At 42.0% G+C, this 14,857-nt stretch carries 16 protein-coding genes; all 16 read right to left on the reverse strand.

Going from position 1 to position 14,857, the window contains the following annotated elements:
• Positions 1-11 precede the first annotated feature (11 nt).
• Entirely contained in the window at positions 12-2,087 is a 2,076-nt protein-coding gene (locus tag SATMO3_RS18645; RefSeq protein ID WP_371371242.1) for a chemotaxis protein CheW, read from the reverse strand.
• Positions 2,088-2,117: 30 nt separating this feature from the next.
• A complete protein-coding gene (locus SATMO3_RS18650) occupies positions 2,118-3,164 on the reverse strand; it encodes a chemotaxis response regulator protein-glutamate methylesterase (RefSeq protein WP_371371243.1) in 1,047 nt (348 codons plus the stop codon).
• A 24-nt stretch (positions 3,165-3,188) separates the two neighbouring features.
• Positions 3,189-3,860, reverse strand: coding sequence for a flagellar brake protein (locus tag SATMO3_RS18655; RefSeq protein WP_371381749.1), 672 nt, complete (start codon positions 3,858-3,860; stop codon positions 3,189-3,191).
• Between the two features lie 17 nt (positions 3,861-3,877).
• Positions 3,878-4,759, reverse strand: coding sequence for a MinD/ParA family protein (locus SATMO3_RS18660; protein ID WP_371371244.1), 882 nt, complete (start codon positions 4,757-4,759; stop codon positions 3,878-3,880).
• On the reverse strand, positions 4,752-5,861 hold the full coding sequence (gene flhF / locus SATMO3_RS18665; protein ID WP_371371245.1) for a flagellar biosynthesis protein FlhF: 1,110 nt from the start codon (positions 5,859-5,861) through the stop codon (positions 4,752-4,754). Before flhF ends, SATMO3_RS18660 begins: the two co-directional genes overlap by 8 nt.
• A 1-nt stretch (position 5,862) precedes the next feature.
• Positions 5,863-7,926 carry a flagellar biosynthesis protein FlhA gene (gene flhA / locus SATMO3_RS18670; RefSeq protein ID WP_371371246.1) on the reverse strand — a complete coding sequence of 688 codons (2,064 nt, stop codon included), beginning with the start codon at positions 7,924-7,926 and terminating at the stop codon, positions 5,863-5,865.
• A 20-nt stretch (positions 7,927-7,946) separates the two neighbouring features.
• The gene (gene flhB / locus SATMO3_RS18675) at positions 7,947-9,056 is read right to left on the reverse strand and encodes a flagellar biosynthesis protein FlhB (RefSeq protein ID WP_371381750.1); all 1,110 of its coding nucleotides are present in this window, start codon (positions 9,054-9,056) and stop codon (positions 7,947-7,949) included.
• Complete coding sequence (fliR, locus tag SATMO3_RS18680) at positions 9,043-9,828, reverse strand: flagellar biosynthetic protein FliR (protein ID WP_371371247.1); 786 nt, start codon at positions 9,826-9,828, stop codon at positions 9,043-9,045. Before fliR ends, flhB begins: the two co-directional genes overlap by 14 nt.
• Positions 9,829-9,872: 44 nt before the next feature.
• The gene (gene fliQ / locus SATMO3_RS18685) at positions 9,873-10,142 is read right to left on the reverse strand and encodes a flagellar biosynthesis protein FliQ (protein WP_371371248.1); all 270 of its coding nucleotides are present in this window, start codon (positions 10,140-10,142) and stop codon (positions 9,873-9,875) included.
• A gap of 11 nt (positions 10,143-10,153) precedes the next feature.
• Positions 10,154-10,891: a flagellar type III secretion system pore protein FliP gene (gene fliP / locus SATMO3_RS18690; protein WP_371381751.1), complete on the reverse strand. Its 738-nt coding sequence runs from the start codon at positions 10,889-10,891 to the stop codon at positions 10,154-10,156.
• A 50-nt stretch (positions 10,892-10,941) separates the two neighbouring features.
• Entirely contained in the window at positions 10,942-11,514 is a 573-nt protein-coding gene (gene fliO / locus SATMO3_RS18695) for a flagellar biosynthetic protein FliO (protein ID WP_371371249.1), read from the reverse strand.
• A 17-nt stretch (positions 11,515-11,531) separates the two neighbouring features.
• The gene (locus SATMO3_RS18700) at positions 11,532-11,894 is read right to left on the reverse strand and encodes a response regulator (protein ID WP_371371250.1); all 363 of its coding nucleotides are present in this window, start codon (positions 11,892-11,894) and stop codon (positions 11,532-11,534) included.
• Between the two features lie 40 nt (positions 11,895-11,934).
• Positions 11,935-13,038 (reverse strand): flagellar motor switch phosphatase FliY, encoded by a 1,104-nt coding sequence (fliY, locus tag SATMO3_RS18705; RefSeq protein ID WP_371381752.1) that lies wholly within the window; start codon positions 13,036-13,038, stop codon positions 11,935-11,937.
• Positions 13,031-14,035: a flagellar motor switch protein FliM gene (fliM, locus tag SATMO3_RS18710; RefSeq protein ID WP_371371251.1), complete on the reverse strand. Its 1,005-nt coding sequence runs from the start codon at positions 14,033-14,035 to the stop codon at positions 13,031-13,033. The genes fliY and fliM overlap by 8 nt, the downstream gene beginning before the upstream one ends.
• An 80-nt stretch (positions 14,036-14,115) precedes the next feature.
• Positions 14,116-14,565: a flagellar basal body-associated protein FliL gene (fliL, locus tag SATMO3_RS18715; RefSeq protein WP_371381753.1), complete on the reverse strand. Its 450-nt coding sequence runs from the start codon at positions 14,563-14,565 to the stop codon at positions 14,116-14,118.
• Positions 14,566-14,657: 92 nt separating this feature from the next.
• Positions 14,658-14,852 carry a flagellar FlbD family protein gene (locus SATMO3_RS18720; RefSeq protein WP_371371252.1) on the reverse strand — a complete coding sequence of 65 codons (195 nt, stop codon included), beginning with the start codon at positions 14,850-14,852 and terminating at the stop codon, positions 14,658-14,660.
• Between the last annotated feature and the right edge of the window lie 5 nt (positions 14,853-14,857).

Genomic DNA, 14,857 nt, shown 5'->3' on the forward strand with positions numbered 1-14,857 from the left:
TTTCCCCCCACTTATTGCTTTAATGCGCCAACATCGAGAATAAGCGCTACCTGACCATTGCCCAAGATGGTAGCACCAGCAATAACCTTAATACCGGCCAACAGTTTTCCCATTGATTTAATAACTATCTCCTGCTGCCCAATAAGGGTGTCTACAATAATTCCTGCACGATATTCCCCCATATGAACAATTACTACAAACAATTCTTCTTGATTATGGTTACAAGTAGCCGGAACATTAAGCACATTTGCCAAACGTACTATTGGAATAATCTGGCCTCTAAGCAAAATAACTTCCTGATTCTGAATTGTTTTTATATCCTGAGGAGTAATATTAATAGTGCTGTCAATTGTACCAAGCGGTATAGCATATATTTCTTCACAAACTTTTACTAACAATGCCTGAATAATCGCTAATGTTAATGGTAGTCGTATTTTAAACTTGCTGCCTTCGTTAATTTTTGTCTCAACGTCTACCATACCGCCAAGAGATTCTATTTTAGTTTTAACAGCGTCCATACCAACGCCGCGTCCTGAAACATCAGTTACAGTTTCAGCAGTTGAGAAGCCTGGTAAAAATACAAGCCTAACTGCTTCGGATGTTTCCAGCTTATCAGCTTCCGCAGAAGTAATCAGTCCTTTTTCTACGGCTTTTTGCTTGATAATTTCAGCATTAATTCCTTTACCGTCGTCCTCTACCATAATAATGACATTATTGCCTTCATGACGGGCAATAAGTCTTATTTCACCTATCGGATTTTTTCCTTTTGCCTGACGCTCGGTCGGATGTTCAATCCCATGATCAATTGAGTTTCTTAAAAGATGCACAAGCGGATCGCCAATTTCATCAATAACCGTGCGGTCAAGTTCGGTTTCCTCACCCTGGATTATCAAATTTACTTCTTTATTTAACTCGCGTGATAAATCACGCACCATACGGGGAAAGCGATTAAACACCTGCCCGACAGGTACCATGCGCACTTTCATTACAACCGCCTGCAAATCAGTTGTAACCCGATCCATCTGCTCAATTGTTTCAACAAGTTCAGTAAGACGGTGTGTTAAGCCTATTTGCTCCAGTCTGGTTTTGTTAATGACCAGCTCGCCAACAAGATTGAGCAGGCTGTCCAATTTATCAATATCAACCCTTACGGATTGACCACTCTTAAGTTTCTTGTCAACAGCAGAAGCATTATTGTGTTCAATAACAGCCGGTTTTTCGCTTTTTTCAGTTGCCGGCTTATTTTCTGTCTTTTTTGGCACTGCATCTGCGGTCTGTGAAGCAGCCGCCTCGGGTGCTTTCTCTTTGATTTCAGCCATGGCGGATGGAATTACGACGACTTCCTCAACTTCAGAAATACTGCTGACAGTGGCCTCAACCTTCTCAGATTCAACATCGGCCAAAACAACAACCTGAAAACTATACTCAAAGTTTTCTTTTTCCAATTCTTCCACAGCCGGGATGCTTTTAATAACCTCACCAAGCTCTTCTAATGCATTCATAACCATATATGCTCTGGCGGATTTAAGCAAACAACCAGTGCGCAATCTTACATGAACTTCATAACATTCGATGCCCTGTTTCTTTGCTGCTTTTACAACATTAATCTCCGTATCATCCAGTTTAATTGTTTCAACCGGACTTACCTCGGCTTCCGCTTCTTTCACGGCTGTTTCAGGCTGACCTTTTGCTCCGGAAGGAACAAATTCGCCTTTTGCGATCGCTGTGAGTTTGGAAATAAGCGGTTTTATTTCAATAGTTGTATCCGAATTGGAAGCGACATTTTCTACTAGTTGTTCTAAAGTATCAACACATTTAAATAAGATATCAGTAATAGCATCGTCAGCATGCAGTGTGCCTTTGCGAAGAAGATCAAGCACATTTTCCATCTCGTGAGTCAATTCAGCAATTGTGGTAAACCCCATAGTAGCCGACATGCCTTTTATTGTATGAGCACTTCTAAATATTTCATCAAGTACAGACAGACTACCGGGATCGTTTTCAAGATCAAGCAAACAATTATTGAGTGTCTGCAAGTGCTCACGCGATTCCTCTAAGAACATTCCCATATATTGATTAATGTCCATTCGTCAACCCTCCCGTATTGCATCCTCTATTTATTTTGGTAAAGCTTTAAGTATTTCAGCAGTTATGCCAGTAATAGGTGCTATTTTGTCGATTACTCCCAATTCGATAGCTGATTTTGGCATTCCGAACACAACAGCCGTAGACTGATCTTCAGCAATGGTATAACCATTTTGCTGCTTAATAGCCTGCATACCCTTTGCTCCGTCATGTCCCATACCGGTCAGTATCACGCCTATTGTCTTGCCGCCATAAATACGGGCTACCGATTCCATCATGGGATCTACAGCAGGCCTGTGTCCGCCAATTGGCGGTTGTTGATTCAGCTTTACAACGGCTTTACCACCTTCCCGCTCAATCAGCATATGGTAATCTCCTGGAGCAATGATAACAAGACCCGGACGAATAACATCATTGTGCTCGGCTTCTTTTACAGTGACAGAGGATAATGAGTTTAAACGTTCCGCCAAAGATTTGGTAAAACCCGGCGGCATATGTTGTACAACAAGAACACCACAGGGAATGCTACCAGGGAGTTTGGTGATAATTTCCTGTAAAGCCCTGGGACCGCCGGTCGAAGTGCCGATGGCAATAATTCGTTCCTCACTCAGGCTGCTGGCTGGCAGATATGGTCTTTTCAGTACAGGTATTGTACCAGATGTTTGTGCACGTGTAAGCTGTGAAAAATTCGCCTTAACTGCCGCCCGGCATTTGCTCAGAATTTCGGTACGTATGCCTGAAATGTTGGATATAGGCCCTGCCGTTTTCGCAACAAAATCGATTGCCCCTAGTTCAAGCGCCCGCAAGGTTGCTACTGCACCGGCATGAGTTAAACTGCTAACCATAACGACCGGAGTAGGACACTCTTTCATAACTTGCTCTAACGCCGAAATACCGTCCATAACCGGCATCTCAACGTCCATAGTAACCACATCCGGCTTGAGGCGCTTAATCTTCTCAATTGCCTCCTGGCCATTACGAGCTGTATCAACAACAGAGAAATCCGTTTCGGCAGCAAACAAATCACTTAAGAGTTTACGCATAAAAACAGAATCGTCAACTACCAGTACTTTTATCACAAGCTCACCACCAATATCCTGTAGTTAATCCAGACCTTTGCGACGCAGCTCAAGCTGTTTTTTAAAAATAAGTTTAATGATATTACCGCGGTCCTTTTCGTTAATATCGAGAAATTTAACTCCCACCCAGAATAGTACGCGGTCAGGCTGCGGCTGTTGTACCCTGACTACTTCACTGTTTAGAGTGAGTACTCCAATTTCAGGGTAATTTACTGTCACCAGCAATTTATCGCCAATTTCCCATTGGCGCGTAGTGACAATTTGCACACCACCGCCGCTTATATCTTTAGTCACAGCATCAATTACAGCTTGGTCACCTGTTTGATCATCTGCCGTCTCGCGAATTTGTACAGGCAGAGCCAAATCAATTCTAACAAAAGATCGTTGTTGAATTTTTTTTATATTATAAGGAGCGGCAATGACCCATATCGGTAATGGGTTGACTTGTTTTGCTAGTAGCTTGGTGGTAAATTCATACGCCATCATGTTGATTACTGTACGTCCGAAAAACACTTCTCCACGCGGCAGGAGAACAGGGTATCCCTTACTCATCGGCATTGCAATAGTCATTGTATCAGCAGTAAAATCTTCAATACGGCTGTGGTAATGCTCCGCAAGGCCATCACTTCCAGGGACAAAAACATCAATTCTTTGATTAATTTTAAAGATATCCTCAGACTTAGTACTAATAAAAATCCCTCCTCATTTGAGGACTATGTTATATATTCTAAAAACTTATGGAAAAATCCTTTAATACCATGGGACGGCTGAACATTTTCCCCATAAAGCAATCGCTGACCAATACTCTCAATACTGCGTGAAGAAATAGCTTCCGGAGATGACAAAATCACAGGAACTTGATTTTTAACTGCTTTTACCATTTTGCGATCTTCATACACATAACCAAGGCTATCTATTGATAAATCGAGAAACCGCTGGGAGACGCGCATTAATTTATTAACGACCATTTGACCTTCGTCACGGTCCAAAATGCGGTTTACTACCAGCCGAAGCGGTGCTGTGCCGTTTTGACCTTTATATGCTTTCATCATGGCATAAGCATCTGTGATTGCTGTTGGCTCAGGTGTTGTAATAATAATAACTTCATCGGCAGCCATTACAAAATTAAGAACATTGCGGCTGAGCCCAGCCCCAGTATCTATTAAGATAAAATCAGCCCAATTATCAAAGAGCGAAATTTGCATCACAATATGTTTAAGGTGAGCTTCACTCAAATTAGCCAAATGATAAATTCCCGAGCCCCCGGCCATAAATTTTATACCACGGGGACCTTCTGCAACAACATCTGTGATCTTTAAACCGTCTTCTAGCAGATTCAGAATATTGTATTGCGCCGAACACCCGAGAATAACTTCAACATTTGCCATTCCTAAGTCGGCGTCAATAATCAAAACCCGCTGATCCAGAGCAGCTAAAGCCAACGCCAAATTAACTGTAAAATTAGTTTTACCTACACCGCCCTTGCCGCTGGTAACGGTAATTACCCGGCTTCTACGCATTTGTTTTATAATTGGACTTTTGGGGATTTTGGCCTGTAATGTCATTTGACGTAATTTTTCAGCCTGATCACTCATAGTAATCCCTCAAAATCAAATTTGCCAATTTTGTAGAGCTAGCAAGCTCAATATCATCAGGTACGCTTTGCCCGGTAGTCATATATGACAGGGTAGTCGGGAAATGATACAGCAAATTCAGGATTGTCCCCAAATTGCTAGCTTCATCTACTTTGGTAAATAAAAACTTTTGCGGTGAACAAACAGAAAACTTATCAACAATTTCTAATGCATCCCGGTATTTTGTAGTGCTGCTCAAAACAAGATGTGTTTCAATATAAGGGTCAACCGCTAAAAGTTCCTGAAGTTCTGTTAATTGACACTGGTTGCTTGGACTTCGGCCTGCAGTATCAATCAAAACTAAGTGTTTATCGGTATGACGATGTAAAGCAGCTTTGAGCTCCTCCGGAGAATATACAATTTCAAGCGGCACTCCGATAATATCCCCATATGTTTTAAGCTGTTCAGCGGCGGCAATACGATAAGTATCTGCCGTGATCAATGCCACTTTATAGCCTTCTTTTAAAGCGAAATTCGCTGCCAGCTTAGCAATGGTAGTCGTCTTACCTACCCCAGTCGGCCCAATTAAAGCCACTGTTTTGCACCTGGCTGTGGAAATATTTATTCCATCTATCCTTTGGAAAAAGCAATCTATACGGTCAGACAAAAGTTTACGGGTAATCTCCGGTCCTTTACTATCAAAGCTTGCTTTAGCCGGCAACCCTTTTATAATTTTTTCGGCAATAGCAGGCTCTATATCGTTTTTTATCAGTAGTTCCATCAATGGTGAAGCCGAAGACTGTTCTCTGCCTTTTGGAAGCTGACACAACATATCTTCCATAATTTTTCGCATACTGGACATTTCTTGTTGCAAAGAAGCTATTTTAGTATCTTCAGCTTGAACAACAGCTGCAGCAGGAATAAACTGCTTCTTTTTTTCAGTTCCGGAAGCGGCTGAATCAATTGCAGCCATTACTTCCACCATATCTTTACCGAAAAAACCGAGAATCCCGCCTTTTTTAAAATGACGCGTGTGTAAAATAACAGCATCTCGCCCCAAGTCCTGCTTGACTTGAGCCATGGCTTCCGGCATATTACGCGCAGTAAATAATTTAACCTTCAAGTTACAATTTCACCATCCCTAGAGCTTGTACTTCGATCTTCGGATCCAACTCAGCATAAGATAATACGGTTAGGTTTGGTGCAACCCGCTCAGTTAATTTGCGGAAATACAATCGGGCCCCCGGACTTGTAAGGATGACCGGCTGATAACCCATATTAGTGAGTTTCGGGAGTTCGTTAGAGAGATTTTTAATTATATTCTGTACTGTTTGCGGATCTAAGGCGACATAAGAGCCTTGTTCTGTCCGCTGTACTGAATTAACTATCGTATTTTCCAATTGCGGATCGACAGTTAAGCAAGTCAAAGCGTTGTTATTGACAAACTGGCGGGAAATCTGGCGCGCCAATGCATGCCGCACATACTCGGTTAAAACCTCAGTATCTTTGGTCAACTGGGCATAGTCAGCCAACGTTTCAAATATTGTCACCAAATCCCTGATAGAAATCTTCTCACGCAATAAACTGCCCAGTACTTTTTGAATTTCGCCAAGCGACAGTATATTGGTCAATTCTTCGACAACTGCAGCATTATTTTGTTTAGCTGAATCCACTAAGGTCTGAGTTTCCTGGCGACCCAGAATTTCTGCTGCATGCGTCTTAATAATTTCTGTTAAATGTGTCGCCAGAACCGAAACCGGATCGACAACAGTATAGCCGGCAAGTTCGGCTTGCTCACGGTAAGTCTCCTGAATCCACAACGCTGGCAACCCAAATGCCGGTTCCACTGTTTCAATGCCAGGAACAGACTCAAAAGCCGCTCCCGAATCCATAGCCAGAAAATGATCAAGCATCAATTCACCTCTGGCAATTTCAATGCCTTTTAACTTTATAACATAAACATTGGGCTTTAACTGAATATTATCCCGAATCCGGATCGTCGGAACAATCAGTCCCATCTCTAATGCACATTGCCGTCGGATCATAACCACGCGGTCTAATAAATCACCGCCTTGACTGACGTCAACAAGCGGAATTAAGCTATAGCCAATTTCCAACTCCATGGGATCAACCTGGAGCAAAGAAACAATATTTTCAGGTTTGCGTACTTCTTCTTTTTCTTTTTCTTCTTGTTGTGACATTTCCATCTGTACTTCCGACTGCTGGGTCCTGATGAGAGCATAGCCAATTCCGCCGGTAATACCGCTAAGGACGAAAAACGGAACACCCGGTAAACCCGGAATTAAGCCTAATAAAGCTAAGACTCCGGAAGCAATAAAAAATACGCGGGGATTATTGATAATCTGGCTGGTCAGATCACTGCCCAGATTAGCTTCTGAAGCTGCCCGCGTGACGACAATACCGGTAGCAGTCGATATAAGCAATGCCGGTATCTGGTTGACCAATCCTTCACCTACCGTAAGCAGGGTATAAGCCTGTAAAGCTTGCAGAACATCCATATTCCGCTGCACCATGCCGATGAAAAAGCCACCTACAATATTAATGACAATAATAATAATAGCAGCGATGGCATCGCCTTTAACAAACTTACTGGCGCCATCCATTGCACCGTAAAAATCAGCTTCGCGCTGTATATTTTTACGACGGTCGCGAGCTTCTTTATCAGTAATCAGCCCGGCATTCAAATCAGCATCGATACTCATTTGCTTACCCGGCATTGCGTCCAAAGTAAAGCGGGCGGCTACTTCGGCCACACGTTCGGCGCCTTTCGTTATTACAATAAATTGAATAATAATTAAAATAACAAATACAATAAAACCAACAACCGCATTGCCGCCAACTACGAAATTACCGAAAGCGGCAATCACTTCCCCGGCATGTCCATCAAGCAAAATAAGACGGGTTGATGATACATTGAGCGCCAAGCGAAACAGCGTAGTAATTAACAATAAAGAGGGGAATACCGAGAAATCGAGCGGCTCAATATTATAGATGGCCACCATCACAATAATCAGCGCCAGCGTAATATTCAATGTTAACAACAAGTCAAGGAGCATTGTCGGCAATGGGATGATCATCATGACAACTATAGTAATAATTGCCACCGCAATCATAATATCACTGTATTTTTGAATGTTTGCAAACAATGCAGACTGTTGAGTACTCATTTATTTTATCGCTCCTTTTACTAAGACAAGCGTTTCTTTAAGCGGTATACATAAGCCAGAACTTCTGCTACCGCCTGGTAGAGCTCAGGGGGAACAACATCACCTATGTCAACTACTGGATACAGCGCTCTCGCTAACGGCTTGTTTTCTACGACAACCACTTTGTGTTCACGGGCCACCTGTTTAATACGTTCTGCTAAAAAATCTTGCCCTTTTCCAATGACCACCGGGGCAGACATGCGTTTTTCATATTTTAGCGCAATTGCCAAGTGAGTAGGATTTGTCACCACAACATCTGCTTTAGGAATCTCCTGCATCATCCGCCGCATAGCTATAGCCCGTTGTTTTTCCTTAATTTTGCTTTTAATCTGCGGATTACCTTCGGTTTGTTTAAATTCTTCTTTGACTTCTTCTTTAGACATTTTTAAGCTTTCATTATGTTCCCACCATTGATAAAAGTAATCAAATACAGCCAATATCAGCATTACGGCAATTATGTTAAAAGCTAAGTCAATAATTAATGAACCTGTCAGTCGCAGTGAGTCGGTTAAATCCATACTTATAAGTCTGGGAATGTCTGCTGTTTGCACAATAGCAAAGCGATATATAAAATAACCAATAATACATACTTTAAAAATAGCTTTCGCCAGTTCAACTAATGACCGTTTGGAAAACAGGCGCTGAAAACCGGTTATCGGATTAATTTTACTGAAATTAGGCATTAATACTTCTGTTGAAAACATAGCACCAACTTGCATGAAATTTACAAAAACAGATATTACCATGATTACCAAAAGAATTGGCAGCACTGTTTTGAACATTACTAAAATAACATTCCAAAACAATAGTTGCACAGTTTGAATAGTGATATCTGCCGTAAATATCCCAGAAAATATGCCAGTCATATACCTGGACAATTCATTATATACAGTAGTCCCCAATAACTTGAGTGTGAAAAATGCAGCTAAGATGACAAATACGCCACTAATTTCGGTACTTTTTGCTACCTGTCCTTTTTTTCTGGCTTCTGATTTACGTTTTGGCGTGGCTTCTTCAGTTTTTTCACCGTTAAATAACTGCAGGTCAAAACTGTTGAGTTTATAACAGCAACTATTGTTACCGCGGCGCAAAACTCTCCAAGAGGCGGTACATACTGTGAAAGATCCCACTAAAAACCACCTCCAGAAAGGCAATATAAAACGGAAGAGCCAAAGATAGTACAAAAATGCCGACAATAATTTTGCCCGGCACACCTACAACAAAAATATTCATTTGCGGCATAGAACGTGCCAAAATACCTAAAGCTACATCAGTAAGCAACAGGGATACCAGTACCGGTAAACTAATTTTAAAGGCTATAATAAAAATACTAATAACCATATCAACGATAATATCGGCCATACCGGGTCGAAATACGCCCTGGGTAAGAGGAATGCTCTTGAAGCTATAAAACATCGCTGATAAAAAAAGATGATGGCTATTGCTAATTAAGAATACCAATATTGCTAAAATGTATTTGAAATTGCCGACAAGAGGCACTTGCTGACCAAACTGCGGATCGAAAACATTGACCATGCCAAAACCAATTTGAGTATCTAAGAGAGCGCCTGCCATTTGTATTCCATGAAAAATAAATGAGCAGGCAAAACCCATAATTAAACCGATTAAAAACTCGCCAATGACTATCGCCACATACGAAAGCAACGCCTCTGGAATAGATTGAGGGGTTTGACTTATCATTGGCAATAAAATATAAGATAGTATTAATGCGAGACCGGCTTTTGCCATTAACGGCACATTCCGGCCGCCAAATATAGGCGCCGTTGAAAAGATGCCGCTAATACGGGCAAAAATCAGTAAAAACGCACCCAAATGGTTTTGCAGTAAAGTAAACAAGTCCAATATTGCTTACCACCTATCTACTTGAAAAATGTACTGTTCTACAGTTAGCGAACCATGTTGGGCAAACTAAGGAATATTTCCCGGGTATAGTCAACAATTATGCTTAGCATCCAAGGCCCAAATACTAAAATTGCGACAAAGACAGCAATAATTTTAGGAATAAACGCCAGCGACTGTTCCTGAATTTGTGTAGTTGCCTGAAAAATACTAACCATAATGCCAACGGTTAAACCGAGAATAAGCATAGGGGCTGAAACCATCATAACCATGGCTAGTGCATCCCGACCAAGCTGGATGGCCATATCTCCTGACACAAAAGCCCCTCCTAACTAAAGCTACTGACTAACGACCGGATAATTAAATGCCAACCGTCTACCAGTATAAATAATAGAATTTTAAAAGGTAATGAAATCATTACCGGCGGAACCATCATCATACCCATAGCCATAAGCGTACTGGCAACAACCATATCAATAACAATAAAAGGAATATAAATTAAAAAACCTATTTGAAACGCTGTTTTTAACTCACTAATGATAAAAGACGGTATCAATACAGACGTTGGTACGTCTTCAGGAGAATTGGGACGCGGCATCTCTGACAAATTTACAAACAACGCCAGATCATTTTCACGCGTCTGCTTAAACATAAACTCACGCATCGGTTTCATTGCTTCTGTAAGGGCTGTTTCTTGATCTATCGTGCCAGCCAGCATTGGTTGCACCGCATTTTTATTTACCTGATCAAAATATGGCGACATAGTAAAAAAGGTCAAAAACAACGCCAATCCAACCAAAATCTGATTTGGCGGCATTTGCTGGGTCGCCAGTGCACTGCGCAAGAAAGACAATACGACAATAATGCGAGTGAATGAAGTCATCATAACCAAAATAGACGGTGCCAATGAAAGCACCGTTAATGTTAACAGAACTTGCAGGCTAAGAGCAACATCTTTCGGATTGTTTGCCTGTTCCACCCCAATATTAATATTAGGAATGGGAATCAACGGAGCTGCACCGGCTATTGCGGGAAACCCTAGTACGATAACTGTAATCAAAACAATAACATGACATTTCCTTACTCTCGCATATTCAATCCATTCTGACACCCTAGTTACCTCTTCCTACTATCGTTTTCAGGTTCCTTCAACCGCTTCTCGGGATTCTCTGAACCGAAAACAAGGGGGAATTTTTTTTGCATTTTTTCAAGCGATACAAGCTGACGGTTGAAAATAGCGCCAAATTGCTCCGGCGGCACAGTAGTCATATGTTCTGCTTTAAGTTGTTCTATCTCGTCTAAAGAGGTAATCTCACTAAGCAAGGATATATTCTGCTCAGTAACGCCAAGCACCATAAACTTACCGCCAATTTCCACCACATAAACAGCACGATTTGGTCCCAAAGACAAGGAAGCGTAGACTCTGCCACTGCCAAAACCTCCGCCCCGCGTCATTTTTTGAGCCAAAAAACGTGACGTAAGATAGGCAAGACCGAGAACAAGCAAAAAAGTTAGAAATAACGATAATACATACCCGCTGGTCGCCAGCCAGGATGACGTTGTCGGCTGTGGTTCTTGATATTTTAGGTATTCCCCGGTCTCGGCAGCTGCCAATACCCGGCTTGTGAATAACGTAAAAACTGTGATAATCGTCAAGATACTGCCGCTGAACCGCAAAAAGTTATTCATGCTACTGCCAATCCTATCTAGCCAACCGCTTTACGAACAGCTTCAAGCACGCGATCCGGCTGGAAAGGCTTTACTATAAAGTCACGGGCTCCGGATTGTATGGCTTCAATAACCATTGCTTGCTGCCCCATCGCACTACACATAATAATTTTAGCGCTTGCATCCAGCTTTTTTATTTCTTTTACAGCAGTAATTCCATCCATCTCCGGCATGGTGATATCCATAGTGGTTAAATCAGGCTTAAGTTCCTGATATTTTTCCACCGCTTTAAGACCGTTTTCAGCTTCTCCTACTACATCATAGCCGTTCTTGGATAAAATATCTTTAATCATCATTCTCATAAAAGCGGCATCATCCACAACTAAAACTTTAATGGCCATTAAACTTATCTCTCCAATCTCAAATAAAAATTAGGAATTACTACTGAAGATTGCTCGCCCGTTCTAACGGGCTAACTATATCGGTAATCCGGACACCAAAGTTTTCGTCAATTACAACAACTTCTCCTTTGGCAATCAGTTTGCCATTAACCAAGATATCTACCGGCTCACCGGCTAGCTTATCAAGTTCTACAACCGAACCAGGTGCTAATTCCAGAATATCGCGAATGAGTTTACGGGTCCTGCCCAGCTCGACGGTAATCTGCAAAGGTACATCCATAATCAGGCCGATATTTGCGTCACAGCCTGGAACAGTCGCCGGCTTTAGCGGGGCAAACTGTACAGGTTGTACAGCAACATTTTGCGCCTGAGACTTAGGCTGCGGTGCCGGTTGTGCATAGGCCGGAGCTGGCGGCGGCGGCGCTGTGGGTTTGGGTGTAGATGCCGGCGGAGTTTGTGCCGGAGGCTGCTGAACGGCATTCATTAAATTATCAACCATTTCTTTTGCGACATTGAGCGGCATAATCTGCATAAGCTCACTGTCAATAAGGTCTTCCACCTCCATGCGGAAAGAAACACGAACTAAGGGATCATCGCCTGTGATGGCATTGGTAATAGTAGTATCCACAGCAAAATCCAACAGGTTTACTTTTGGCGGGGCAATATCTACTTTTTTCTTAAAAATAGTGGATATCGAAGTGGCTGTCGACCCCATCATTTGATTCATGGATTCGCTGACAGCACTCATGTACAATTCATTGAGTTCTGAAGGCGGATTTGTGCCATCGCCACCCATCATCAAATCAGCGATAATGAGTGCGTCCTGCTCGCGTACAGCCAAAACATTAGTACCTAACAGGCCTTGCGTATAGCCCACTTCAATGACCAAATACGGCAGCGGATATTGCCGCTTTATTTCATTTAATGTGGATATCGAAACCTTGGGTGTAGTAATTGAAACCCGCCTTCCTAAAAGCACAGACAACGTAGTAGCCGCTGTACCCATCGAAATATTACCAATCTCACCCAGGGCATCTTTTTCAATATCAGACAAATCTTGCCCAGCCGGAGATGGCGAGGCAGCTACCGGCTCGCCTCTTAATAAAGCGTCTATTTCTTCCTGGGACAGGAATCCGTCACTCATCATTATCATCTCCTTGGGAAATTACTTGAGTAATTTGCACTGCATTTCTATGACCGACCAAACCTGGTTTGCACTTAAACTTTTCACGGTTGCCAATCATGATACTTAAATCATTCTCAGCCTTAGCTTCCAGTTGTAGCACATCACCCACTCCTAAATCTAACAGTTCATGGACAGTGACTGTGGCCCGGCCTAGTTCAACAATAACTGGAATAAAGGTCTTTTCAAGTTTCCGTTGTAAAACATTCATGATTTCCGGTGAATCTTGCTTTGCAGCTGCGGAAGCTACCCAGAAAGTTGTCGTTAATTTAGACATAATTGGTTCAAGCACCAGATACGGAATACAAATGTTCATCAAGCCTTCTGCTTGTCCAATCTTGGCCTGAAGCGTAATGAGTACAACCATGTCATTAGGGGGAACAATCTGCGTAAATTGCGGATTGGTTTCCAGCGCCTCCATCCGCGGCTCGATACTCACAACCTGCTTCCAGGCTTCCTGCATACTTTCCATAGCTTTATTGATAACCTTGCGAATAATCGCTTCTTCAATATCAGTCAGAGAACGGGGTTTTGCCGGCGGTAAACCCGGCCCCCCAAATAACCTGTCAATAATAGCCAGAACAATATTGGGGTTAATCTCCAGGATTGCATTGCCTTTTAGCGGGCGCATCTGGAAAATACTAATTACACTGGGGTTTGGCATTGACCGGATAAATTCCTCATATGTCAGTTGGTCAACGGAAGCAACGTCAATATGAATAAGGGTCCGAAGATGCGCCGACAGATAAGTATTAAACATTCGGGCAAAGTTTTCGTGCAACATATAAATTGTTCGTATCTGATCTTTGGAAAACTTATCCGGACGTTTAAAATCATAGATTTTGATTTTGCGCTGTCTTTCTTCTGTTTTGATTTCTTCAGCAGTAACGACACCGGTAGACAACGCCGACAATAATTCGTCTATCTCGGATTGTGATAGAACGTCTGATCCTGCCAATCCTCCCCCTCCTTTCGTGCAGAGCAACAAGTTTAATGTAACTAATGTGCTTTAATTATACTCGAGAATTCGACATCAATCTACTGCAAAACAAAATTAGTAATGTAAATGTCATACACTCTTTCTTCACCTAGAGTTTTATTAATTTCATTTTTCAGCAATTCTTTTATTTGATCCTGTTTGGACGGATCAAAATCTTCAATCCGCTGTGAGCGTAAAACATAAACAGCAGTGTCTAATATCTTTATTTCCTCGGGTGAAGGCATTTTCCCTTCTTTTGTGGCTTCTTTCTTGTTAGGTTTGAGTTCTACTATGATTCCAATTTTAAGATAACGTCCGCTGTTTACGCCACCGATATTGAGAATTAACCCCTCTTTAGCATCACCCAGCTTCATAAAAGTACCTGGCTCACGCTGAGCGGTCTTTTCGACCGTTTTATCGGTTACAACTCTGGTAGCAATCAAATACGAAATACCACCGGCTAAAATTAAGCCTACTACAATCAAGACAATAATAACCATCATCGACATTTTTTTTGGTTTTTCTTCTTCAGCCACTGGCACACCTCCATCATAACAATATTTAATTAGAACTGTAATTATAGATACATAAAACCATACGCCTATCTGTTTCTAAACAAAGCCCGGCGATAATCCATAACTTTGCGGACTATCTCATCCATTGATTCCTCCACAATCAATTTTTTCCCGCTGGTCAGAGTAATTACCGTATCCGGTGTCTCCTCGATCGTTTCGATCAGTTCGGCGTTCACTACAAAATCACAGTCCTGAGATTTAAGTTTAGTGACCTTTATCATGCCTT

This window comes from Sporomusa aerivorans (genome assembly GCF_041428895.1).
Lineage (GTDB): Bacteria > Bacillota > Negativicutes > Sporomusales > Sporomusaceae > Sporomusa > Sporomusa aerivorans.